We start from the raw sequence: 22,752 nt of genomic DNA on the forward strand, positions 1-22,752 counted from the left end.
AGCTTTCCGTTTTTCCAGGCTTTTTCCTGACTTGGCTATGGACTTCACGCGGTGCTCGATAATGATCGAGTTATTTGGGGCCTCTAAGCGGATCGCCGAAGTTTGAAGGTAAAAAACTTCTTGAAATGTCGGTCTTCAGACTGCCTTAAGACTTTGCCTGCAAATTGGCAGCATCGGTTCCAGCGACCGGATCGAGGCTGGCGAATGAGTCGGCAGCCGTCAGACTTTCACGAGGCGTGTCATGACCCGCGATGTTGCCGTAAACCGTTATGGAAAACTGTCGATCACCCTGCACTGGTTGATGCTGGCACTGTTCGTCGGTGTGTATGCCTGCATCGAGATCAAGGGTTTGTTGCCCCGTGGCAGCACCGGGCGAAGCCTGTTCCTGGGGTTGCACGGGCTCTTCGGGCTGAGCATTTTTGCACTGGTTTGGGTCCGCCTGTTCGGGCGCTTGACACCACGCCCGCCCATCACACCCGCGCCGCCAGCCTGGCAGACGGGTGTATCCCACCTGATGCATGCGGCCTTGTATGGCCTGATGATCGCGACACCCGTGCTGGCTTGGTTGATGCTGGCCGCCGGCGGTAAGCCCGTGCCGTACTTCGGGTTCTTCTTGCCGGCTCCTGTGGCGGTGGATCCCGATTTGGCCAAACAGCTCAAGTATTGGCACGAGTTACTCGGCAGCAGTGGCTACTGGCTCATCGGCCTGCATGCGGTGGCGGGGCTGTTCCATCATTATTGGGTGGGTGACAATACCTTGGTCCGGATGCTGCCGGGGCGAAACCGCTCTTGACCGCTTTCCCGTCTCTTGTCATCTCAGATGGCTCTGGAAGAAGTTCGTCAGCTTATCGAACGGGATGAGGTCGACCCGATCATAAAGATCGACATGGCCAGCCCCGGGAATGATGACAAGTTCCTTGGGTTGACCGGCGAGCTTGTAAGCCTCCTCGCTGAACTCCCTGGAGCGCGCATCGGCGCCAGCAATGAATAACATCGGATGAGGCGAAATGGTCTCGATGTCATTGAGGGGATAAAAATTCATGAACTTGACGTTGCTTGTCAGCGTCGGGTGCGTGGTCAGGTCTTTGGACGAGCTCGATGGCGTGAACTCACCGCGCGGGGTGCGGTAGAAATCATAGAACTCGCGTTGGATAGGATGAATGTTTTCATCCAACTGATGCACCGTACCGCTGGTGTAAAGCGTTTCACCGCCCGCGAACTCCACATTACGCTGTTGTGTGGCCTGCGCGATGATAGCCCGGCGCTGTTCAAGCGTTTGGGAGTGCTTCAATCCGTTGCGATTGACGCCACCCATGTCATACATGCTCACCGTTGCGATGGCTTTCATGCGCGGGTCGATCTTGGCTGCGCTGATCACGAAGCTGCCACTGCCACAGATGCCGATGGCACCAATGCGCTCCTTGTCGACGAAAGGCTGGGCGCTGAGAAAGTCCACCGCGGCGCTGAAGTCCTCGGCATAGATATCCGGCGAAACCGCATTGCGCGGCTGCCCCTCGCTTTCGCCCCAGAATGACAAGTCCAGGGAAAGGGTCACGAAGCCTCTTTCTGCCATTTTTGTGGCATAGAGGTTGGCGCTCTGTTCCTTGACCGCGCCCATCGGGTGGCCTACGACAATCGCCGGATTTCTGGCCTTGCCATTGAGTTTCTTGGGAATGAACAGGTTGCCGGCTACGTTCATTTGATACTGGTTCTTGAAATTGACCTTTTGTACGGTCACGTCGTCGCTGGTGTAGAAGTTATCTGCGCCGTTAGACATATCGGCTCCTATTGCTGAGAGCGAACTGATAAGAAGGGTTAATAAAACGATGATCTTTTTCATTGGGAATCCTGTCGATGCGGAGTAATCAGTTTTTGGAAAATGTCACTTGCACATTCCGCCGACCCAGCGCTTGAACCAGTTTCGCGGTGTCATCCACTTGCCCCAGACGGGTGTAGGCGTAGGTAGAGTTGAAGGTCGTGTAAAAGACGACCAAGGTGTCCGAGCCGTACAGCATCAGGTCGCCCTTGCGGATCGTTCCCGGCTGGTTTGCTTGGGCTGGTAGCGCTTGGGGCAAAGTGGCGTATTTCTCGTTATGGTTGAGATCGTTCATTTCCAACGTAAGCGGCAAAAACGTGACAAACGCGCGGGTAGCCGCATTGTTGGCCAAGGTGATGGCGAAGCGTTGTTCGCCTACGGTCATCCACATCGCGGTTTGCTCCGTTTTCGAAGATGCCGAGGCGGCACCATTCGTCGTTGCGTAGCTGCCAAGCACGAGCGTCACCGCCAGCAAACCAAGCCGGACCGATTTCACCGCAGTTGCGCATTTATTCCTGTTCATGGCGCTAATGGTGACTTGGGAACGGTTATGCGACTAGCTAATGAATGATTAACAAGGTTATAAGCAAGGCTAATTAGTTGGCTTGGATGTGTTTCGCCATGATCAAAAGAAATCTCAATGACCTGCTGTCTTTCGTCACGGTCGCGCGCGAAGGCAGCTTCACGCGCGCTGCCGGGGCATTGGGTGTCACACAATCTGCACTGAGCCAGGCAGTCAATGGCCTGGAAGCACGCTTGCAGATCCGGTTATTGACGCGGACCACTCGCAGCGTTTCGCCGACCATCGCTGGCGAGCGGCTGCTGCAAGCGATAGGCAATCGCTTCGATGAAATAGAAACGGAGCTGGATAGGCTGACGGAGATGCGCGACAAGCCCGCAGGCACCGTACGCATCACCTGCGGTGATCATGTCTTGCGCACGACCTTGTTACCCAAACTTACCGGGTTGCTGCACGACTACCCGGATATAAACGTTGAATTTGACGTGTGTTACGGATTTCGAGACATCGTCGCGGATCGGTTTGATGCCGGTGTGCGCCTGGGGGATACCATCGATAAAGACATGGTTGCCGTTCCGATAGGCCCTCCATTGCGGATGGCTGTTGTCGCTTCGCAAGCGTACTTCGCTGCCCACGCCATTCCCAAGGCCCCGCGCGACCTGATGAGCCATCGTTGCATCAACCAGCGCATGCAGACCTCAGGCGGGCTCTATGTCTGGGACTTTGAGCGTCGAGGCAAACAGGTGAACGTGCGAGTGGACGGCCAACTGATTTTCAATACGTCGACCCATATCCTGCAGGCGGCAGTGGCCGGGCTGGGCGTTGCCTACCTGCCAGAAGAAGAGTTTGAACCGTACCTGCAAGAAGGCCGGCTGGTGCGCGTGCTGGAAGATTGGTGCCCACCGTTTTCAGGCTACTATTTGTACTATCCCAGCCGGCGGCAACCTTCGCCTGCATTTACGTTGGTTGCCAACGCATTGCGCCAAGCCCATTAAGGACGAGTGCCGGTTCAAATAAGCGGATCCGGCGTATGTCTTGCTCGTTCAGGCAGCGCTGATTCACGGGTACGGCTTTCAAGTAATCGCTTTAAACCGGGCGCTCAAATACCTCTAAAGAAACGTTACGGCTTGGGGCAAGCCGTAACGTTTAGTAACTCACGTGCTAGCCCTCATGAGAATCTCGATATCCACCAAGTGATATAGGTTTCAAGGTGATTGTTTGACCATGATATGTATTTCAATCCCTGGTGGTTGGTCAGGTGTTTTACAGTCAGCGTCTCGGATTTACTTGCTGGATGCCTTTCGAATACGGTGTCTGATGCTTTCGGAAAGTAGGATATGGCAAATAATCGTCCGTTTATAAAGCTGAATTGCGCAGGGGCGGTGCTGTTATCTATTTTGTAGTTGGGTACTTCAAATGTTTTTAAAGAGAATTTTTTTCGCAGAAGACCACTGTTTTTTTCTAAGTTTTCTAGAATTACAGGCTTGTAGCCTTCCGTTTCAAGGAAGCTCAAAGTCTGATCAACAAAGCTGCAGCTATTGACGTTGTTTATTAGCAGAGGTGGAGAGTCCTCGCAAACACGTTCAATGTTCACGGGTTCTTGGTATCTGAGTCCAACGGTAGCAAAAACCACAGTCACCAGAGCAATCAGTGCTGCTGATGTTTTCGACAGTTTAAGAATGGTATTAATAGTATGCACCTTCAGAGCTTGCCTCTGTCCTTAAGATTCCATTGTTAAGAAATGTCATGCAGTTTTGGGGGCAGTTTTCAGGAGGGTTGTTGCCCTTGGCTGCGCATATGCCCGCTTGGTTGTTAAAGTCATCCATGGCCCTTTCGCTGGGATTTTGCCCGAAATTTGATATCTCATTTGCCCAGCCTGCTAACTGACTTACTGTTTCTCCCCAGTTCGATGAGGCAATCATGCAGGATGCAACACAATGTCTATACGCATCTTGAGGCCCATTGTGCATGCCAGGCAATTTACTATTTTGCGCTTCGGTTTCAGCTTTTGCGGACCACTCAAAAATAGATTCCAAGCCTAACGGGTCAACGTATTTCAGCGGGTTGACATTTACATAACTGTAGGTGTTAAGCCCTCCCGCCAAACCAATCGGATCGCTCTGCATGTAGCGTCCAGTTTTCGGGTCGTAATCACGGAAATAGTTATAGTGGAGTCCAGTCTCAACATCGTAGTACTGACCGGGAAAGCGTAGGTTGATTTCCAGTTGTCCGCTGGCTTCCTTTGTACCAAATGCATCGGAAACCCACTCCCATATCTTTGTTCGCGCCGCGTTCGTTGCGATCCGCGGTGTGTTGAGGTGGTCGCTATGGAGGTAGAACGCGGCGCTGTTTGCTGGCGCGCCCGTTGCACCGTAGCTCACACTGATCCCGCCCAAGGGCACCCCTTCGAGCCAGATATAAAACTGACTTCTCAGCTTCTTGCCTTGGTTATCGAATACGTGCTCGCCAAGAAGTTCGCCACTCAACCCGTAGATAAATGTTGTAGTGCCTTGAGAGGTGATTTTTTTGGTTCGTTGGCCGAAAGCGTTGTAGCGGAACCGAGCCTTGACAGCACCCTTGATTTTCACTTTGCTCAGGCGATTCTGCTCGTCATAGGAAAACTGACGATTGGCGCGGTCTGCGGTCAGGTTGCCTGCCGCGTCGAAGTCTACCGAGTGGGTGCCTGCCTGCGTCAACCGATTGTTGCTCGCCCCATACTGATAAGACGTGCCAGCGGTGACACGCAACTCGCCGTCAATCAACGTGCTGAGCGCTTTTCGGGTGCGGTTACCCGCGGGATCATAAACGTAAGTCATCCGGTTGAAAGCAGTAGATTCTCCCACCAGGCGATCCAGCGGGTCATAGCTGTAGCCATGGTAGTCGACTGAGTCGCGTTGCATTTGAGTCATGTTTCCCTGGCCGTCGTAGGTATAGGCGTTACTCTGGCCTGCAACGGTTTGAGCGGTCAGCCGGTAGTCCAGATCGAAGGTACGTTGAAGCGTAGTCTCGTTGGCCCAGGTCAGGTTTTTAAGCGGACCAAAAGGTTGATACGTGATGTTGCTGGCGAACGCGGTCGGCTGCCCCGTACCGCGCCGAATTTGTACTTGGCTGATTTGTCCTGTGGTGTTGCGCGAGTAAACGATGCTGAAACCTGTTGGATAGTCGATCCTGCTCAACCGATTGGCGACATCGTATCCATAGCCGATTTGTTCTGGCTGAGTGGCTGTGTTTGCAGGCGCTGTTTGCCGCTGGGCTGTAACGTTGCCTTGGGCGTCGTAGGTGTAATTCAGCTCCCCGTTGACGTCCTCCACGGCTGTCAGTCGGCCAATGCCTTTGTTACCGGCGGCAATCGAATCGTAGTGGAACTGAACGTCCAGTGCCGGGTTCGTCGGATAGCGGCGGGCGGTCAGGCGATTGAGCGCATCGTAGGTAAAAGTCGTGACCACCCCACGCGCGTCCACCTGTTGCGTCACGTTGCCTGCGGCATCGTATTGGTAGTCAGTGGCGCCGCTGTCAGGGCTGTTCACCCGCGTCAGGTTTCCCAGGCCGTCGTATTGATATTGAGTGGTTGCACCACGTGGGTCGCGGACTTGCGTGAGGTTATCTTGAACGTCGTACTCAAGTTGAGTGATGCCATTGAGCGGGTCAGTATTCGTCACCCATCGGTTCAATGAGTCAAAGGCCCGTTGATGGCTGTGATTGCGGGGGTTGGTCAGCATGATCGGATTATCGTTAAGGTCGTACTGGGTCCGGCTTGTCTGGCCGGCAGCACCCACTGAACGCAGCAAGCGACCCAGTTCGTCATACACCCATTGATGTTGTCTGGTCAGATGACCGGTCTTGTCCTTGATCCTTACCGCAGTCCGGTTCCCCATCGGGTCGAGATCAAATTCGATCTGTTCCCCTGCGTTATTGGTCACTCGAATGAGCCGCCTTGCGTCGTCCCAGGTGTAAGCCGACCAGCTATTGTCTGCGCGAATTATCTTGGTGATGTCGCCCACGGCATTGTGTTCAAGGCGAACTGTGCCGGTAGCGTTACTCAGCGATTTCACCCAGCCTTGTGGTGCATAGGTCAGGTTTGTAATAACACCATTGGAATCGACAACTGTCTTAGGATTGCCGGCGACATCAAAGTTGGAAAATCTGGTGGTGTGGCCGAGCGCGTTGATAATGCGTGCCAGATGTCCTTTGGCATCGTATTCATAGCGGGTAATGTCACTTACATCTGTTCGGGGCCCATCTGACGACTCCAGCAGCCCCTGGGTATTGTAGGTGAACGACCAGCCACGTTCGGCAGCTTGGCAAAGGGGAAGGCTGGTAATGGTTCCGCCCAAAGCGAGAGTGAGCAGAGCAACCCTGCATGTCAATATGTTCATATTCAGATCCTTCTGAATTAACGTGAAATGATTGTTTTACTGAGCTGGCGCCCTTGAGTGTCGTAGGTGTATTGAATGGAGCGATCCGGTTCGTTGATGCGCACTGGGGAATACAACGTAGGGTGCCATTCGGTGGTGATTGTTCTCGCTTGAGGAGTGCCGCTCGCTTCCGTGCGAGAGGTTTCCAGGCCACGGTCGTTGTAGAGATAGGTGGTTATATTGCCATTGTTGTCTGTTTTTGTTGTCAGCAGACCGCGGGTGTCGTAGGTGAAAGTTGAGTTGCTATCGGGGCAGTTGGCCGATGGAAAACCTGTAATGGATTTGATGCGTTTGATGCCTTGAATCAATTCAAATTGATAGTGCGTCTGCTTGCCCAACGCGTTAGTGACCGTGGACGATCCATCACTGTTGTAGTTGACCAGGACTTTTTCAGCACCAGCAGCGTGCTCACCTGAAATGGCGCGTCCTTGTTCATCATAGGTCCATGTGGCGTAACGCACCCCGCGTTCATCGATAATGCCGGTCAGAAGTCTGCGGTCGTTGGGGTCTTGATAAAGGTATTGTTTGTTTTCTGTATGGTTTGGATGGTTTTTGATCATCGAAGTAAGCTGTTTGTAATCATTGTAGGTGTAGCTAATGTTTACGTTGTTCGCTGTGACGGTAAGAGGTTGCTTCTTTGCGTCCTCGGTAAACGTTAAGGTGTTGCCAAAGCCGTCAGTGACAGTTGCAATGGTATTTAAGTATGTGATGTTTAGTGCGATACCCGATTTGATGAGCGCTATGAGCCTTCCGTCGCTGTCAAACTCAAGTGCGTGATTGTTGGAGGCATGATAGCTCCAGCGGTTTGACAGGCGGGTGAGCTTGCCCGTTTCTGGTGGTTTACCCTTATACGACGCACCTTCCTTTTCGAAATAGGAGAGGTTTCCATTATGATGAATAAGCGTGATCAGGTTCTCTTCGAAACTTAGTCTGGATGAATAACCATGTCGCCATATTCCATCGGCGCTTCTGTAGGACTTTGAAAACTCGAGTGGATTTAAAGATGAATGTGAGTTCGATGCAGAGTAGTCATTTTCGAGTTGTATTTTATAGCCTGTTGCGAAATTTATCGGATTTCCCGTTAGGCTTGAAGGGCAGCTGTTGTCCACCCCTTGGGCTTCGCATTGTTCGGTGAAGTTATTAAAAGCTTTCCCGCCTTCGCATGAGTTGCCATGCCGGTATATCGATATGGCTAGATTGTCATCGGGCCCGTCACCATAGAAAAGGTTACAGGTCCATTGGTTTTCCCTTGAGGTGGGAGTGGCAGAGCCGTATTCATACATTTCGTACTCAGTGTTTTCGTGCAGAAATCGACAGGCTTGTTCTGGGGATAGATGATTTTTCTGTGGTCCCTGCCAATCCCAAGCTTCCGGTTGAATATGCCAATAATATTCCTCTGCTGTTGTGTTAAAACTAGTGGCAAGCAGTGAGAGTGACAGAGAGTATGAGGCGAGTATTTTGGGTAACATTGGGCGTCCTTGCGGTTTTTTAGGTTTTAAACTCCCTTGATGATCTCTTGGTGCGACGCTGTGAAAACGATACATATATAGTGTGTTTGTAACTTTATGTTGTGATCCAACAAAGCACTCGCCACGCTGCCAGTCAGGAAAACGACCAATAGCCACCGATCGCTGCGGGTCGCCTACACTCACTTGTGTATTTGACTTCCCGCGGACGCAGGGCAACTTTTCACGCCTAGTCGCTTTCAGAACACGTTTCGTCGTCCATGTGCAATCGCCAACCCCCGGGAGTGGCAAGCTGTGAGGATGCCCCGGACCAGGTGCGCCAAAGACACCTGGCCGGAGAGCGAGAATGGCGATCGGATGTGCCACGCGACCGTGACGTGGGCCGAACGCCGCAGCCAAGACTCCGGACGGCTGCCGCTATGCGGTGGTGTCGTTCGAGATGCCGAGGTACGTTTATGCCCGATGAGACGCTTCACCTGCCTTTGATCCACAGCGTGCTTGCGCGCGAAAAGGACACCCCCGGTGCCTTGCTGCCTATTCTCCATGCCATCCAGGCAGGCTGCGGGTATGTCCCCGACAGCGCCGTCCCGGAGATCGCCCACGCCCTCAACCTCAGCCAGGCTGAAGTGCGCGGGGTCATCAGCTTCTACCACGATTTCCGCACCACGCCGCCGGCGCGCCATACCCTGCGCCTGTGCCGGGCCGAGTCCTGCAAGAGCATGGGCGCCGAGACCCTGGCTGCGCAGTTGCGCGAGCAATTGGCGCTGGACGATCACGGTACCAGCGCCGATGGAAGCATCAGCCTGCGGCCGGTCTATTGCCTGGGCGCCTGCGTCTGTTCGCCGGCCCTGGAGCTGGACGGGGAGTTGCATGCGCGGATCACGCCTGAGCGTCTGCGTCAGTTGGTCAATGATTGCAGGGAGGAGGGCGCATGCTGACGCTCTGTATCCCCCGCGATTCGGTAGCCCGTGCCGTGGGCGCGGACAAGGTGGCCGATGCGTTGGCCCTTGAGGCTGAGCGTCGACAGCTACCGTTGACGGTGTTGCGCACCAGTTCCCGTGGCCTCTATTGGCTGGAACCGCTGGTGGAGCTTGAAAGCGTCGGCGGCCGGTTGGGCTTTGGCCCTGTCACACCGGCCGATGTGCCGGGCCTGCTGGATGCGCTGGCAGGCGATCCTGGCAGCCATCCGCTGGCCCTGGGGCCGGTGGAGGAGATTCCCTATCTCAAGAGCCAGCAGCGCCTGCTGTTCGCGCGCGCCGGCATCACACAACCGCTGTCCCTGGACGATTACCGTGCCCAGGGCGGTTTCCTGGGCCTGGCCCGGTCCATCCAGATGGATGGCGCTGACGTGGTCGCCAGCGTGCTGGATTCCGGCCTGCGCGGTCGGGGCGGTGCGGCGTTCCCAGCGGGCATCAAGTGGCGCACGGTGCGCGATGCCGTGGGTGCTCAGAAGTATGTGGTGTGTAACGCCGATGAAGGCGACTCCGGCACCTTCGCCGACCGTATGTTGATGGAGGGCGACCCCTTCCTGCTGATTGAAGGCATGATCATCGCCGGCCTCGCCGTAGGCGCGACGATGGGCTACATCTACGTGCGTTCGGAATACCCGGCCGCCATCAGTACCCTGAACGATGCGTTGCGCATTGCTCGCGACGCCGGCTATCTGGGGGCGAACGTGAGCGGTAGCGGCCGCACCTTCGACATTGAGGTTCGTGTCGGGGCCGGCGCCTATATCTGTGGCGAAGAAACCGCACTGCTGGAATCCCTCGAGGGCAAGCGCGGCACGGTTCGCGCCAAGCCGCCACTGCCAGCGATTCAAGGCCTGTTCGGGCTGCCGACGCTGGTGCACAACGTGGTGACCCTGGCCTCGGTGCCGATCATCCTGGAGAAGGGCGCGCAGTTCTATCGCGACTTCGGCATGGGTCGTTCCCTGGGCACGATGCCGTTCCAACTGGCCGGCAACGTCCGTCAGGGCGGTCTGGTGGAGCGCGCCTTCGGCCTGAGCTTGCGTGAACTGGTGGAAGGCTACGGCGGCGGTACCGCCAGCGGTCGCCCCCTGAAAGCCGCGCAAGTGGGTGGGCCGTTGGGGGCCTGGGTGCCGCCTTCGCAATTCGATACGCCGCTGGACTACGAGGCGTTCGCCGCCATGGGCGCGATGCTTGGCCACGGCGGTGTGGTGGTCGCCGACGACAGCCTGGACATGGCCCAGATGGCCCGGTTCGCCTTGCAGTTCTGCGCCGAGGAATCCTGCGGCAAGTGCACGCCGTGCCGGATCGGCTCCACCCGTGGGGTGGAAGTGGTGGATCGCTTGATCGCCAGCACCGAAGCCGGTGCTCGTCAGGAACAGGCCCTGCTGTTGCAGGATCTGTGCGACACCCTGCAATACGGTTCGCTCTGTGCCCTCGGTGGGATGACGTCCTACCCTGTCGCCAGCGCCCTCAAGCATTTCCCCGCCGACTTCGGTCTGGCGACCACGGAGGCCGACCAATGATCAACATCTTCGATCCCAGCACCGACATCGACCTGGGCACCCCGGCGCGTGAAAGCGACGTGCAGGTCAGCCTGACCATCGACGGGCGTGAAATCAGCGTCGCCTCCGGCACCTCGGTCATGCGTGCCGCGGCCTTGCTCGGCACCACCATCCCCAAACTCTGCGCCACCGACAGCCTGGAGGCGTTCGGTTCCTGCCGCATGTGCCTGGTGGAGATCGACGGCATGCGCGGCTATCCCGCGTCCTGCACCACGCCGGTAACCGAAGGCATGGTGGTGCGCACGCAAACCTCCAAGCTCGCCACGCTGCGGCGCAACGTGATGGAGCTGTACATTTCCGACCACCCGCTGGACTGCCTGACATGCCCGGCCAATGGCAACTGCGAATTGCAGACCGTGGCGGGGCAGGTGGGCCTGCGCGAAGTGCGCTACGGCTACGAAGGCGCCAACCACCTGGCTGAGGCCAAGGACGTTTCCAACCCGTATTTCGACTACGACCCGAGCAAGTGCATCGTCTGCAACCGCTGCGTGCGCGCCTGCGAGGAAATCCAGGGCACCTTCGCCCTGACGATTACCGGACGCGGCTTCGATTCCCGGGTGGAAGCGGCCGGCGGGGACAACTTCCTCGATTCCGAGTGCGTTTCCTGCGGCGCCTGCGTGCAGGCGTGCCCGACGGCGACCCTGATCGACAAGAGCGTCGTGGAGATCGGCCAGCCGGAGCGTAGCGTCATTACCACTTGCGCCTACTGCGGCGTGGGTTGCTCGTTCCGCGCCGAGATGAAAGGCGAACAACTGGTGCGCATGGTTCCGGACAAGAACGGCCAGGCCAACCATGGCCACTCCTGCGTCAAGGGCCGCTTCGCCTGGGGCTACGCCACTCACCCGGACCGCATCACCAAGCCGATGATCCGCAAGCACATCAACGACCCATGGCAGGAAGTCAGTTGGGATGAGGCGGTCACCTACGCCGCCAGCGAGCTGCGCCGCATCCAACTGAAGTACGGACGTGACTCCATCGGCGGCATCACCTCCAGCCGCTGCACCAACGAAGAAACCTACCTGGTGCAGAAACTGGTGCGCACCGCCTTCGGCAACAACAACGTCGATACTTGTGCCCGTGTTTGCCATTCGCCCACCGGTTACGGCCTCAAGCAGACCTTGGGCGAGTCCGCCGGCACCCAGAATTTCGACTCGGTGATGAAAGCCGACGTCATCCTGGTAATGGGCGCCAACCCGACTGACGCGCACCCGGTGTTCGGCTCCCAGCTCAAGCGCCGCCTGCGCCAGGGCGCACGGCTGATCGTCATCGACCCGCGGCGCATCGACTTGGTGGATTCGCCTCACGCCCGTGCCGAGCTGCACTTGCAACTGCGTCCGGGCACCAACGTGGCCATGCTCAACGCGTTGGGCCATGTGATTGCCACCGAAGGCTTGATTGACCAGCCTTTTGTCGACGCGCGCTGCGAGGCGGCGGACTTCGCGCGCTGGCGCGATTTCGTCAGCCAGCCGGAAAACTCCCCCGAGGTCCTGGGCCCGGTGTGTGGCGTGCCTGCCGAGCAGATCCGCGCCGCGGCACGGCTCTACGCCACCGGCGGCAACGCCGCCATCTACTATGGTCTCGGCGTCACCGAACACAGCCAGGGCAGCACCTCGGTCATGGGCATTGCCAACCTGGCCATGGCCACCGGCAACATCGGTCGCGAAGGTGTCGGGGTGAACCCGCTGCGTGGACAGAACAACGTCCAGGGCTCCTGCGACATGGGTTCGTTCCCCCACGAACTGCCCGGCTACCGGCACGTTTCCAACGAAACCGTACGCGCCCAGTTCGAACAGGCGTGGAACGTGACCCTGCAACCCGACCCGGGCCTGCGTATTCCGAACATGTTCGAGGCCGCGCTGGACGGCACCTTCAAGGCGCTTTATTGCCAAGGCGAGGACATCGCCCAGAGCGACCCCAATACCCAGCATGTGACGGCCGCGCTGTCCGCTTTGGAATGCGTGATTGTCCAGGACATCTTCCTCAACGAGACGGCCAAGTTCGCCCACGTGTTCCTGCCGGGCAGCTCGTTCCTTGAGAAGGACGGCACCTTCACCAACGCTGAACGTCGCATCTCCCGCGTTCGCAAGGTGATGGATCCACTGGCCGGCAAGGCCGACTGGGAGGCCACCATCGCCCTGGCCGACGCCCTGGGCTACAAGATGCACTACAACCATCCTTCGCAAATCATGGATGAAATCGCCCGCCTGACGCCGACTTTCAGCCGCGTCAGCTACGCCGAACTGGATCGTCACGGCAGCCTGCAATGGCCTTGCAACGATGCCGCGCCGGACGGTACGCCGACCATGCACATCGACCAGTTCGTACGTGGCAAGGGCCGTTTCATGCTCACCGGCTACGTGCCCACCGAGGAAAAGGTCAACAGCCGCTATCCACTGCTGCTGACCACCGGACGCATCCTCAGCCAGTACAACGTTGGCGCCCAGACCCGACGCACCGACAACGTGGCCTGGCACGAGGAGGACCGGTTGGAGATTCACCCAACCGACGCCGAGAACCGCGGGATCGTCGACGAAGACTGGGTGGGTATCGGCAGTCGCGCCGGGCAGACGGTGCTGCGTGCGAAGGTGACCGAGCGGGTGGCTCCGGGCGTGGTCTACACCACGTTCCACTTCCCTGAATCGGGCGCCAACGTGATCACCACCGACAACTCCGACTGGGCCACCAACTGCCCGGAATACAAGGTGACCGCGGTCGAGATCGTGCGGGTCAGCCAGCCTTCGGAATGGCAGAAGCGCTACCAGGCCTTCAGTGATGAACAAAGCCGCTTGCTCAGGGAACGTCGCCATGCCGAGAAAGCGGAGGTGCGTCGATGAGCTCTGACAGCTTGATAAAGATGGCTAACCAGATCGCCCAGTATTTCGCCAGCGAGCCGGATCATACATTGGCGGTGAATGGCGTGCGCCAGCACATCAAGAGCTTCTGGACGCCGGGCATGCGCCGGGACTTGCTGGCATGGGAGAAGGAACATCCGGACGCTGCCCTGCACCCGTTGGTGTTGGCGGCGCTGGTGGAACCGGAGGTGAATGCCTAGCACGCGGTGATCGTGGGAGCAGGCAACCCTTGTGGCGAGGGAGCTTGCTCCCGCTCGGCGGCAGAGCCGTCGTAAAACCGGTGCCTGCGGTCTGTCTGGCGAAACGTGGTGGTCGGTTTGGGGCTGCTGCGCAGCCCAGCGGGAGCAAACTCCCTCGCCACCAAAGCGGGTTTGGTGGTCAGGGTTTGGCTTGATGAGCCGCCCAGTGTTTCAGCTCTTCGGCAATGAAGTGATGCACCAGGTCGCTGTACATCTTCTCGATGGCATCCGGGCTCAAGCCTTCGGCCTCGGCCCACTCGCGTCGTCTCGCCAACATGGCCTTTAAACGCTCCGGTGCCTGCACCGAAGTTGCCGATGTCTTGAATTTCGAGGCCGCGAGCACGTATTGATAGCGCTTGCCCAGCAGCGTGATGACCGCCTGGTCGAGGGCATCGATTTCGTGTCGGATGTCCTCCATGTTTGCGCATTGTGAGGGTTGCAACGGGTCCATGCCGTGAGCTCCGCTTGTTGAACAAGACCGGCCCGACGTGAGCCGATCTTCTGATGGAGTTTAGAAGCGCCAGTCTTCAGCGCGAACGACACGACAGAAGGCGCCTGCCAGGGTTGCGTTGTGATGGGCAACGATCATTTCTGCCTTCAATTCAGGCGTGTCGGAACAGGTATGACCGTCGGCGATCAATACCGCATCGAACCCCAGATCCCGAGCGGCTCGGCAGGTGCTGTCGATACAATACTGGGTTTTCATACCGGTGATGACCAGGCCTTCAGCCTCGCAAGCCTTTAGCCGCGCTGCCAGGCCCGTCTGGGTGAAGGCGTTGGGGCGGTTTTTTTCGAAGATGATTTCGTTCCCCTCCAATTGCAGTTCCTGCACCAGTTGCGTCAGCGGGCTTGCAGGCTCGATGGGCGAGCCAGGCGGGCCTACGTGGCGAGCCAGGAAAATCGGTGCGCCAGCTCTCCGGGCCTTGAGCAGCAAGCCATTCAACGTGTCTAGCAATGCTTCGCCGGCCCAGGGGGTATCCGGGCCGTGAAACAACCCAACTTGCATATCGAGAATCAACAGAGCGTGCATGGTGCTTTCCTTGCGTGTGGGCCAGCGACGCAAGAGCAAAAGAAAAGGCCCTTACCATCACTGGCGGGCCTTTGGGATTCGTTTGTCAGCGACTCACGACATCTCGCACGACCCGCCTTGGGCGGTCGTGGTTGTGGTGGTCGAGGTCATCTGAGAATGATTCATGGCCTGACGATAACTGGAGGCGATCCGGATTGGCAAGCCTTGCTTGCGCAGATATATGCGGCCCCTGTTTGGATGGGTGGACACTGTGGCGAGGGAGCTTGCTCCCGCTCGGCTGCGCAGCAGTCGTAAAACCGGTGTTTGCGGTGTGCCTGGCGAAACGCGGTGACTGGTTTGGGGCTGCTTCGCAACCCAGCGGGAGCAAGCTCCCTCGCCACAGGGGTTGGCTAGTCTTCTAGTCCGCGCCGTTCGATCACGCCGAACACGTCTGCCACATCCTGCACCAGGATCCGGGCGACGTTGGTGATGGTGGCGATGTCGTTCTCTGCCGAATCACGCAGGCTGGTGCAGGCGACCAGCGTCAGGTAATCGAGCGTGGCGTGCAGGCGTTCGCTGGCGCAGGCGTGGAGTTCGGGGAGTGGGGCTTGGGTGTCGATCAGCAGGACGGGGTGCGCGGTGGCGGTTTGGGTGAGAGGCGTGAAGCGGGCAGATGCTTGATTCGTTGTCATAAGGTTGTACTCGTTCGATAGAAAGAATCGCCACCTTTCTGCTGCGAATCATATGGGTGGCAGTTGCGCGAGGGTTCGCAGACCGAGGAACGAATCTAAAACTCGGCAGACCCGAAAGTCTCCCGCGCGCAACCGCCATAAAATGAAAGCGGGCAAGTTTGCCTGAATTTCATTTGACGGTATCTAGATTTGTTCATTCGGGCTGCGAAACCCAATCACCGGCCAAAGCCGGCGACGAGCCAACTATAGAAGTCGATACCAGCACCCACAACCGACCTGTAGGACGCCCCAGCCCCTTGTGGCGAGGGAGCTTGCTCCCGCTCGGTGGCGCAGCCGCCGTAAAACCGGTGCCTGCGGTGTACCTGGCGAAACGCGGTGGCCGATTTGGGGCTGCTTCGCAACCCAGCGGGAGCAAGCTCCCTCGCCACGGGAGGTAAATTCCTACGAGATTTTAGGACGGCCAGTTCAGGCCGTCACACCTGACGCAATGGCCGGAAAAACGCCCTGATATCCTCCGCCAACAACTCCGGCTGCTCCAACGCAGCAAAATGACCACCCCGAGGCATCTCGGTCCAACGCTGCACGTCGCAGCATCGCTCCACCCAGCTCCTCGGCGGCATAGGCAGTTCCCTGGGAAACAGCGCGACCCCAACCCGTGGTTTCAGCCGTTCACTGTGGTTGAACAGCAACGGCCGCTTGCCACCTTCCACATACTGGCGAAACGACGAGCCGATGCAGTTCGTCAGCCAATACAGCGTGACATTGGTCAGCAACCACTCTCGATTGATGGCGGGGCGGGTATCGCACCAGGACAGGATCTTTTCGCCCATCCACGCCAAGAGTCCCGCCGGTGAATCATTCAGACCCACGGCCAGGCTTTGTGGCTTGGTTCTTTGGAGGTGTGCGTAGGCGCCTTCGGCATCGGCAAATGCCCCTGCACGTTGCAGGAAGGCGGTTTCTGCTGTTGTCTGCGCGGGCTCGGTTTCGCCAAGGGGAGGGCGGTAGGAACCGGGAATGTAATTGAGGTGAATGCTGGTCACCCGCTCTGGAAAACGCACGCCCAACCACATCGAAACGCCTGCACCAATATCCCCACCCTGGGCGCCAAATCGGTCATAGCCTAGCCCCGTCATCAACTCACCCCATAAACCGGCGACCTCGTAAGGCCCCCTGCCGGATTGCTGGAACGGTGCGGAGAAGGTGTAGCCGGGCAGCGACGGCACCACCACATCGAAGGCGTCCGCAGGATCGCCGCCATGGCGGGCCGGGTCCGTCAGCAATGGGATGATGCGCTGCATCTCAATGAACGAGCCGGGCCAGCCGTGGGTGAGGATGAGCGGCATCGGCTTCGGGCCGGTGCCACGTTGATGAATAAAATGGACCCTTTGCCCGTCGATGTGGGTGACAAACTGCGGCAGGCGATTCAGCGCGGCTTCCTGGGCACGCCAATCGAACGCGGTCGACCAATGTGCGAGAAGTTCTCGTAGCACATCCATGTCCATGCCTTCGCTCCAGCCTTGCTCGGCCAAGGGCTCTGGCAGCCTTGCGTTCAGCAGGCGGTGCCGAAGGTCTTCAAGGGCGCTGTCGGGGATGTCGATGGAGAAAGGTTCGATGAGCATGATTACGCCTTCGGTTGAGCGGTGGTCGGCAGCCGGATCTGAGAAAACAGCCAATCAACAAAAAACTGCGCGTCAACCGCGGCATCCCGAGACACACCGTAATAGTAACGGGACAACGGCAGGCGCAATGACGGCAGCGGACAGGTCAGGCGCCCGTTGGATAGATCCTTGCCCAATAGCGAAGCCGGACACAACGCCACGCCTAGCCCATCGACGGCGGCTTGCAGCACGAGATGCATGTGGTCGAATTGCAGGGTTGGCGAGTTGTGCAAGGGGCTGATGCCCGCGTGTACTGTCCACGCTTGCCAATCGCCGCTGCGGGTCTTGCCCGACAGCAATGTGTGCCGGGCCAGGTCGTGGGTGTTTTCTATCGGCACGCTTTGCAGCAATGATGGCGCGGCGACCAGCAATAGGTCGTCTTCCAGCAATGCCGTGGGCTGCACATGGGTTGACCATCCGGCGCGTCCACGGCGGATGACTACGTCGAAGGGTTCTCGTGACGGGTCCGGTGGTCTGGTGCTGGTGACCACTTCGGGCTTGATGTCCGGATGCAGCGCCACGAAATCCGGTAGCCGAGGGATCAACCAGCGCACGGCGAAGGACGGGCGCACGTTGATGATCACTTTGCGCTGGGATGCACGGCGGGTCAGGGCGGCAGCGGCGTTGGCGATCTGTGTCAGCGCCTCGCTGACCTGTTCGTAAAACGCCTTCCCCTCAGGCGTGAGCAAAGACTGTCGGGTTCGACGCTCGAACAGCAGCACGCCCAAGCGCTCTTCGAGCAACTTTACGTGGCGGCTGACGGCACTGTGGCTCACGTGCAGTTCTTCGGCGGCGCGGCTGAAGCTCTGGTGGCGAGCGGCAGCGGCGAAGGCGCGGACGGCGTTCAACGGTGGGAGGTTGGCGATCATGTGTCTAATTTAGTCACATATGAGTCGCAATTAAAGCGTTTGTCAGCGTCCCGGTGCCACGCCACCCTGAAGGCCACAGCAATTCGCCTTCAATGTGGAGTGATGCATGGCCGGTTACGGACTTTTTCTGATCCTGGCGACCCTGACGGTGCTCAGCCCGGGCCCCGGTGTGGTGCTGACGATTTCCAATGCCTTGCGCCATGGCTGTCGCGGTGCACTGCCGGGCATCTTCGGGATCGCGTCGGGCGCGTTTATCGTGGCGGGTATCTGCGCCAGCAGCTTGGGGTTGATCCTGGCCGCCTCGGCGACGGCCTTCACGCTTTTGAAATACATCGGCGCGCTGTACTTGTTGTACCTGGGCATCAAGATGTGGCGCACCCAACGCTTCGGGCCCGAACTCACGGTCACGTCCACGCGCCCGTGGCGGCGATTTGGCGAGGCGCTGTCGATCCAGTTGCTCAACCCCAAGGCCGGGTTTTTCTTCCTCGCCGTGTTCCCTCAGTTCATCAAGCCGTTGGATCACTATTACAGCCAGTTCTTCTTGCTGGTGTTGTCCTATAGCGTGCTTGTCGTACTGGTGCATTCCGGTTATGCGCTCATGGCCAATGGCGCCAGGGGCTGGCTCTCTTCAAGCCAGGGCGCCAGGATCGTCGGCAAACTGTCGGGCATTACCTTCCTGGGGTTCGGCGTGCTGATGGCGTCTGCCAGCAAGTGACGAGTACGCGTCAACGCCGCCCCGTGCGCGTACTCACATCCACCCAAACCGCCAACACCAGAATGCTGCCCTTGACGATCATCTGCCAATAACTGTCGACGTCGAGCATGGACATGCCGTTGTCCAGGCTGGTGATCACCAGCGCGCCGAGGAGAGCACCGTAGACCGTGCCGGAGCCGCCGCGCATGGAGGTGCCGCCGATGAAGCAGGCGGCGATGGCATCGAGTTCGCCCATGTTGCCGGCCGAAGGTGAGCCAGCGGCCAGGCGTGCGGTGTTGACCACGCCGGCGAGGGCGCACATCACGCCCATGATGCCGAAGATCCACAGCTTCACGGCCTGTACGTTGATGCCGGACAGGCGCGTGGCTTCCATGTTGCTGCCCACCGAGTAGACACGTCGGCCGAACACGGTCTGGCTGGTGACGTAGCTGAATACGCCCAGCAGGATCAGCAGGAGCAGCACCGGCACCGGGATGCCGTCGTAGCTGTTGAGGGTATAGACGAACCCCGCCAGCACTGCGCCGATCACCACCACGCGCAATACGTCACGCACCAGAGAGTGGGCCGCCAGGCCATGGAGGGCACGGTTGCGCCGCTGTTTCCAAGTCAGGAACAGCGTCAGGGCGAACAGCAGGATGCCGAGCCCGGTCCCGACCGTGTGCGGCAAGTAACCCTGCCCAACGTAGACCAGTTCCGGTGACACCGGGGCAATGGTGGTGCCGCCGGTTACTCCCAGCAGAACGCCGCGAAACGCGAGCATGCCACCCAGCCCGACGATGAACGACGGGATACGCAGGTAGGCGGTCATGTAGCCGTTGCCCAAGCCAATCACCAAGCCGCACAGGGCCACCAAACTCAGGTTCGCCAGCAGCGGAATGTGATAGACCACGTCGAGAATCGCCGCCAGGCCACCGAGCAGCCCAAGCAATGAACCCACCGACAAATCGATCTCGCCGCTGATGATCACCAGCACCATGCCGCAGGCCAGGATACCGGTGATGGACATCTGCCGCAGCAGGTTGGAGAGGTTGCGCGGGGTCACGAACCCACCCTCGGTCTGCCAGCTGAAAAACAGCCAGATCAGCGCCACGGCGATCACCAGCGCGAGCATTTTGTAGCGGGAAAACAGCTGTTTGACCTGATTCATCTACGCGGACTTCCGATCATTATTGTTATGGCCATCGGGATGGCTGAGCGCGGCGGCAAGCACTTGTTCCTGGGTCAGTTCGTGGTTGATGAAGTCGCCGCGCAACTGGCCTTCGCCGATCACCAGGACGCGGTCGGAAACCCCCAGCACCTCGGCCAGCTCCGAGGACACCATGATGATCGACACGCCTTCGGCCGCCAGCGCGCCCATCAACTTGTAGATCTCGTACTTGGCGCCGACGTCCACGCCGCGGGTGGGTTCATCGAGAATCAGCACGCGGGGTTTGGTCAGGAGCATTTTCGCCAACACGGCTTTTTGCTGGTTGCCGCCGGAGAGGCTGGTGATCGGCAGGAACGGGCTCGCGGTCTTGAGGTGCATGCGCGAGATTTCCTTGTCGATGCTGCCCAGTTCGGCTTCGGCGTCGATGCGGGTCAGTTTCGAATAGTTATCCAGCACGGCCAGGGTGATATTCTGCCCCACGCCAAGGTCCGGAATGATGCCTTGGCGCTTGCGGTCTTCGGGGACCATGCACAGGCCGGCACGGATCGACTTGAGCGGCGTGCGCGTGTCGATTTGTTGGCCGTTGAGCCAGACTTCGCCTTCGTAGCGGCCGGGGTAGGCGCCGAACAGCGCGGACACCAGTTCCGTGCGGCCGGCGCCGACCAGCCCGGCGATGCCGAGGATTTCCCCACGCTTGAGGACGAATGAAATGTCGTCGACCCGTTTGCGCCTGGGGTTGTCGACGTCGTAGCAGGTGAAGTGGCGCGCCTCGAAAATCACTTCGCCGACGTCATGGGGTTCGGTGGGGTAGAGGTTGCTCATTTCCCGTCCGACCATCTGGGTGATGATCTTCGGGATGTCCATGTCGGTCATGGCGGTGGTAGCGATGTGCTTGCCGTCGCGGATCACCGAAATGGTGTCGCACACGGCGGCCACTTCATCGAGCTTGTGGGAGATGTAGACGCAGGCGACGCCCTTGGCCTTGAGGTCGCGGATGATGTCCAGCAGCACCTCGATTTCCGAACGGGTCAGGGCCGAGGAGGGCTCGTCGAGGATCAGCAGCCGCGCTTGCTTGTTCAGTGCCTTGGCGATTTCCACCAGTTGCTGGTAGCCACCGCCGTACTGCGAAACCGGCAGCGAGACGTTCATGTCCGGCACTTTGAGTTCACGCATCAGGGCTTCGGCGCGGTGGATCATTGCCGGGTAGTTCATGCGCCCGCCGGGCAGCGTGAGTTCGTGGCCCATGAAGATGTTTTCCGCCACCGACAGGTCGGGGACCAGGGTCAGCTCCTGGTGAATGATGACGATCCCGGCGGCTTCGGTTTCGCTGATGGACTGCGCCTTGAGCGGCTGGCCGTCCCAAAGGATTTCACCGTCCCAGGTGCCGTAGGGATAGACCGCCGACAGCACCTTCATCAGCGTGGATTTGCCGGCGCCGTTCTCACCGCACAGGCCGACACACTCACCTGGCCTGACCTTGATGTCGATGCCGTTCAGGGCTTTGACACCGCCAAAGGTTTTGACGATGCCGTTCATTTGCAGCAGGTAGTCGGACATGGCGAAGGCTCGTGGAAAAGGGCTCACACATACGCAGGAACCCTGAAGTCAATCAGCCCCCTGTGGGAGCGAGCCTGCTCGCGAAAGCGGTGGCTCGGCTTGCATCAATATTGGATGTGCCGCCGTCATCGCGAGCAGGCTCGCTCCCACAGGAACTGTGTTTAACCCAAGCGTTGGGTCACTGCCCGGCGATCTGCGCCTTGGTGTAGAACCCGTCCTTTTCCAGCAGGTCGATGTTGTCCTTGGTCAACGGGGTTGGCGTGAGCAGGATGGTGTCGACTTTCTTGCTGCCATTGTCGTATTGCGAGCTGAAGGTCGGCTTCTCGTTGCGTGCCAGTTGCACCGAGAGCTTGGCGGCTTCGGAGGCGATCAGCTTCAGCGGCTTGTAGACGGTCATGGTCTGGGTACCATCGATCACGCGCTTGACCGCTGCGAGGTCGGCGTCCTGGCCCGAGATCGGCACCTTGCCGGCCATTTTCTGGGCGGCCAAGGCCTGGATGGCGCCGCCGGCGGTGGCGTCGTTGGAGGCGACGATGCCATCGATCTTGTTGTTGTTCCGGGTCAGGGCGTTTTCCACGATGCTCAAGGCTTCGGTGGGGTTCCATTCCTTCACCCACTGCTGGCCGACGATCTTGATATCCCCCTTGTCGATGGCCGGTTGCAGCACCTTCATCTGGCCTTCGCGCAGAACCTTGGCGTTGTTGTCCGTGGGCGCGCCACCGAGCAGGAAGTAATTGCCCTTGGGCGCGGCTTTCAGCACGCCACTGGCCTGCATCTCGCCGACCTTTTCGTTATCGAAGGAAATGTAGGCGTCGATGTCGGCGTTGAGGATCAGTCGGTCATAAGACACGACCTTGATCCCGGCCTTCTTGGCTTCGGCGACGGCGTTGGTCAGCACGGTGGCGTTGAACGGCACGATGACGATCACATCGACGCCACGGGAAATCAGGTTTTCGATCTGCGAGATCTGCTTCTGCTCGTTGGCATCGGCCGACTGGACGAAGACCTTGGCATCGAGTTTTTCCGCCGCCGCGACGAAGTAGTCACGGTCCCGCGACCAGCGTTCCAGGCGCAGGTCATCGATGGAAAAACCGATTTTCGGATGGGCCGCATCGGCCATGACCGGCAGCGAGAGCAGGGCGAGGGCGCCAGCGAGTAACGTGCGTTTGAATGTTTTCATGGTGGTGCGTCCTTTTATTGTTGTTTGAAAGACACTGCCTGACGATGAGCGTGGTGCGGATAGAACTGTAGAGAGTCGCCGAGCGCT

General features: G+C 58.7%; 20 protein-coding genes. 7 read left to right on the forward strand and 13 right to left on the reverse strand.

Annotation, left to right across the window (positions count from 1 at the left end; translation table 11 throughout):
- Positions 1 to 241 precede the first annotated feature (241 nt).
- Entirely contained in the window at positions 242 to 793 is a 552-nt protein-coding gene (locus BLO97_RS03225) for a cytochrome b (RefSeq protein WP_092344893.1), read from the forward strand.
- A gap of 18 nt (positions 794 to 811) precedes the next feature.
- On the opposite strand, the gene BLO97_RS03230 is transcribed toward BLO97_RS03225, so the two are convergent.
- Both BLO97_RS03230 and BLO97_RS03235 read right to left on the reverse strand, forming a co-directional pair.
- Complete coding sequence (locus BLO97_RS03230; RefSeq protein ID WP_092344895.1) at positions 812 to 1,840, reverse strand: alpha/beta hydrolase; 1,029 nt, start codon at positions 1,838 to 1,840, stop codon at positions 812 to 814.
- A gap of 25 nt (positions 1,841 to 1,865) precedes the next feature.
- Positions 1,866 to 2,339, reverse strand: coding sequence for a cyclophilin-like fold protein (locus tag BLO97_RS03235; RefSeq protein WP_175489825.1), 474 nt, complete (start codon positions 2,337 to 2,339; stop codon positions 1,866 to 1,868).
- A gap of 98 nt (positions 2,340 to 2,437) precedes the next feature.
- On the opposite strand from BLO97_RS03235, the gene BLO97_RS03240 reads away from it, so the two are divergent.
- A complete protein-coding gene (locus BLO97_RS03240; RefSeq protein ID WP_092344899.1) occupies positions 2,438 to 3,331 on the forward strand; it encodes a LysR family transcriptional regulator in 894 nt (297 codons plus the stop codon).
- Between the two features lie 173 nt (positions 3,332 to 3,504).
- On the opposite strand, the gene BLO97_RS30530 is transcribed toward BLO97_RS03240, so the two are convergent.
- The 3 genes from BLO97_RS30530 to BLO97_RS03250 are packed head-to-tail and all read right to left on the reverse strand — an operon-like array spanning position 3,505 to position 8,376.
- Positions 3,505 to 4,035 carry a hypothetical protein gene (locus tag BLO97_RS30530; protein ID WP_139197642.1) on the reverse strand — a complete coding sequence of 177 codons (531 nt, stop codon included), beginning with the start codon at positions 4,033 to 4,035 and terminating at the stop codon, positions 3,505 to 3,507.
- Positions 4,022 to 6,712 carry an RHS repeat domain-containing protein gene (locus BLO97_RS03245; protein WP_092344901.1) on the reverse strand — a complete coding sequence of 897 codons (2,691 nt, stop codon included), beginning with the start codon at positions 6,710 to 6,712 and terminating at the stop codon, positions 4,022 to 4,024. The genes BLO97_RS30530 and BLO97_RS03245 overlap by 14 nt, the downstream gene beginning before the upstream one ends.
- A gap of 17 nt (positions 6,713 to 6,729) precedes the next feature.
- Positions 6,730 to 8,376, reverse strand: coding sequence for a DUF6531 domain-containing protein (locus BLO97_RS03250; RefSeq protein WP_256571606.1), 1,647 nt, complete (start codon positions 8,374 to 8,376; stop codon positions 6,730 to 6,732).
- 296 nt (positions 8,377 to 8,672) lie between these two features.
- Between BLO97_RS03250 and BLO97_RS03255 the strand changes: the two genes are divergently transcribed.
- The 4 genes from BLO97_RS03255 to BLO97_RS03270 are packed head-to-tail and all read left to right on the forward strand — an operon-like array spanning position 8,673 to position 13,799.
- Positions 8,673 to 9,155 (forward strand): formate dehydrogenase subunit gamma, encoded by a 483-nt coding sequence (locus BLO97_RS03255; protein ID WP_063321514.1) that lies wholly within the window; start codon positions 8,673 to 8,675, stop codon positions 9,153 to 9,155.
- The gene (locus BLO97_RS03260; RefSeq protein WP_092344905.1) at positions 9,149 to 10,708 is read left to right on the forward strand and encodes a formate dehydrogenase beta subunit; all 1,560 of its coding nucleotides are present in this window, start codon (positions 9,149 to 9,151) and stop codon (positions 10,706 to 10,708) included. The genes BLO97_RS03255 and BLO97_RS03260 overlap by 7 nt, the downstream gene beginning before the upstream one ends.
- Positions 10,705 to 13,581 carry a formate dehydrogenase subunit alpha gene (fdhF, locus tag BLO97_RS03265; protein ID WP_092344907.1) on the forward strand — a complete coding sequence of 959 codons (2,877 nt, stop codon included), beginning with the start codon at positions 10,705 to 10,707 and terminating at the stop codon, positions 13,579 to 13,581. Before BLO97_RS03260 ends, fdhF begins: the two co-directional genes overlap by 4 nt.
- Positions 13,578 to 13,799: a formate dehydrogenase subunit delta gene (locus tag BLO97_RS03270; RefSeq protein ID WP_092344909.1), complete on the forward strand. Its 222-nt coding sequence runs from the start codon at positions 13,578 to 13,580 to the stop codon at positions 13,797 to 13,799. Before fdhF ends, BLO97_RS03270 begins: the two co-directional genes overlap by 4 nt.
- Before the next feature lie 178 nt (positions 13,800 to 13,977).
- Here the strand turns inward: BLO97_RS03270 and BLO97_RS03275 are convergent, their stop codons facing one another.
- The 5 genes from BLO97_RS03275 to BLO97_RS03305 all read right to left on the reverse strand — a co-directional run bounded on the left by BLO97_RS03275 (position 13,978) and on the right by BLO97_RS03305 (position 18,066).
- Positions 13,978 to 14,289, reverse strand: a complete 312-nt coding sequence (locus BLO97_RS03275; protein ID WP_092344911.1) for an isochorismate lyase — start codon at positions 14,287 to 14,289, stop codon at positions 13,978 to 13,980.
- 60 nt (positions 14,290 to 14,349) lie between these two features.
- Positions 14,350 to 14,868, reverse strand: a complete 519-nt coding sequence (locus BLO97_RS03280; RefSeq protein ID WP_092344913.1) for an isochorismatase family protein — start codon at positions 14,866 to 14,868, stop codon at positions 14,350 to 14,352.
- Positions 14,869 to 15,257: 389 nt separating this feature from the next.
- A complete protein-coding gene (locus BLO97_RS03290) occupies positions 15,258 to 15,539 on the reverse strand; it encodes a fructose-bisphosphate aldolase (protein ID WP_092222012.1) in 282 nt (93 codons plus the stop codon).
- Positions 15,540 to 16,012: 473 nt separating this feature from the next.
- A complete protein-coding gene (locus BLO97_RS03300) occupies positions 16,013 to 17,158 on the reverse strand; it encodes an epoxide hydrolase family protein (RefSeq protein WP_092344917.1) in 1,146 nt (381 codons plus the stop codon).
- A gap of 2 nt (positions 17,159 to 17,160) precedes the next feature.
- On the reverse strand, positions 17,161 to 18,066 hold the full coding sequence (locus tag BLO97_RS03305) for a LysR substrate-binding domain-containing protein (RefSeq protein ID WP_092344919.1): 906 nt from the start codon (positions 18,064 to 18,066) through the stop codon (positions 17,161 to 17,163).
- A 106-nt stretch (positions 18,067 to 18,172) separates the two neighbouring features.
- Here BLO97_RS03305 and BLO97_RS03310 point away from each other — a divergent pair, with 106 nt between their 5' ends.
- Positions 18,173 to 18,781, forward strand: coding sequence for a LysE family translocator (locus tag BLO97_RS03310; protein ID WP_092344921.1), 609 nt, complete (start codon positions 18,173 to 18,175; stop codon positions 18,779 to 18,781).
- A gap of 10 nt (positions 18,782 to 18,791) precedes the next feature.
- Here BLO97_RS03310 and BLO97_RS03315 read toward each other — a convergent pair whose 3' ends face one another.
- From BLO97_RS03315 to xylF, 3 genes are all read right to left on the reverse strand, one after another.
- On the reverse strand, positions 18,792 to 19,928 hold the full coding sequence (locus BLO97_RS03315) for a sugar ABC transporter permease (RefSeq protein WP_003201312.1): 1,137 nt from the start codon (positions 19,926 to 19,928) through the stop codon (positions 18,792 to 18,794).
- Entirely contained in the window at positions 19,929 to 21,485 is a 1,557-nt protein-coding gene (gene xylG, locus BLO97_RS03320; RefSeq protein ID WP_092344923.1) for a D-xylose ABC transporter ATP-binding protein, read from the reverse strand.
- 178 nt (positions 21,486 to 21,663) lie between these two features.
- Positions 21,664 to 22,665: a D-xylose ABC transporter substrate-binding protein gene (gene xylF, locus BLO97_RS03325; protein WP_025213958.1), complete on the reverse strand. Its 1,002-nt coding sequence runs from the start codon at positions 22,663 to 22,665 to the stop codon at positions 21,664 to 21,666.
- Positions 22,666 to 22,752 lie beyond the last annotated feature (87 nt).

Source organism: Pseudomonas sp. NFACC05-1 (genome assembly GCF_900100135.1).
GTDB classification, from domain to species: domain Bacteria; phylum Pseudomonadota; class Gammaproteobacteria; order Pseudomonadales; family Pseudomonadaceae; genus Aquipseudomonas; species Aquipseudomonas fluorescens_Q.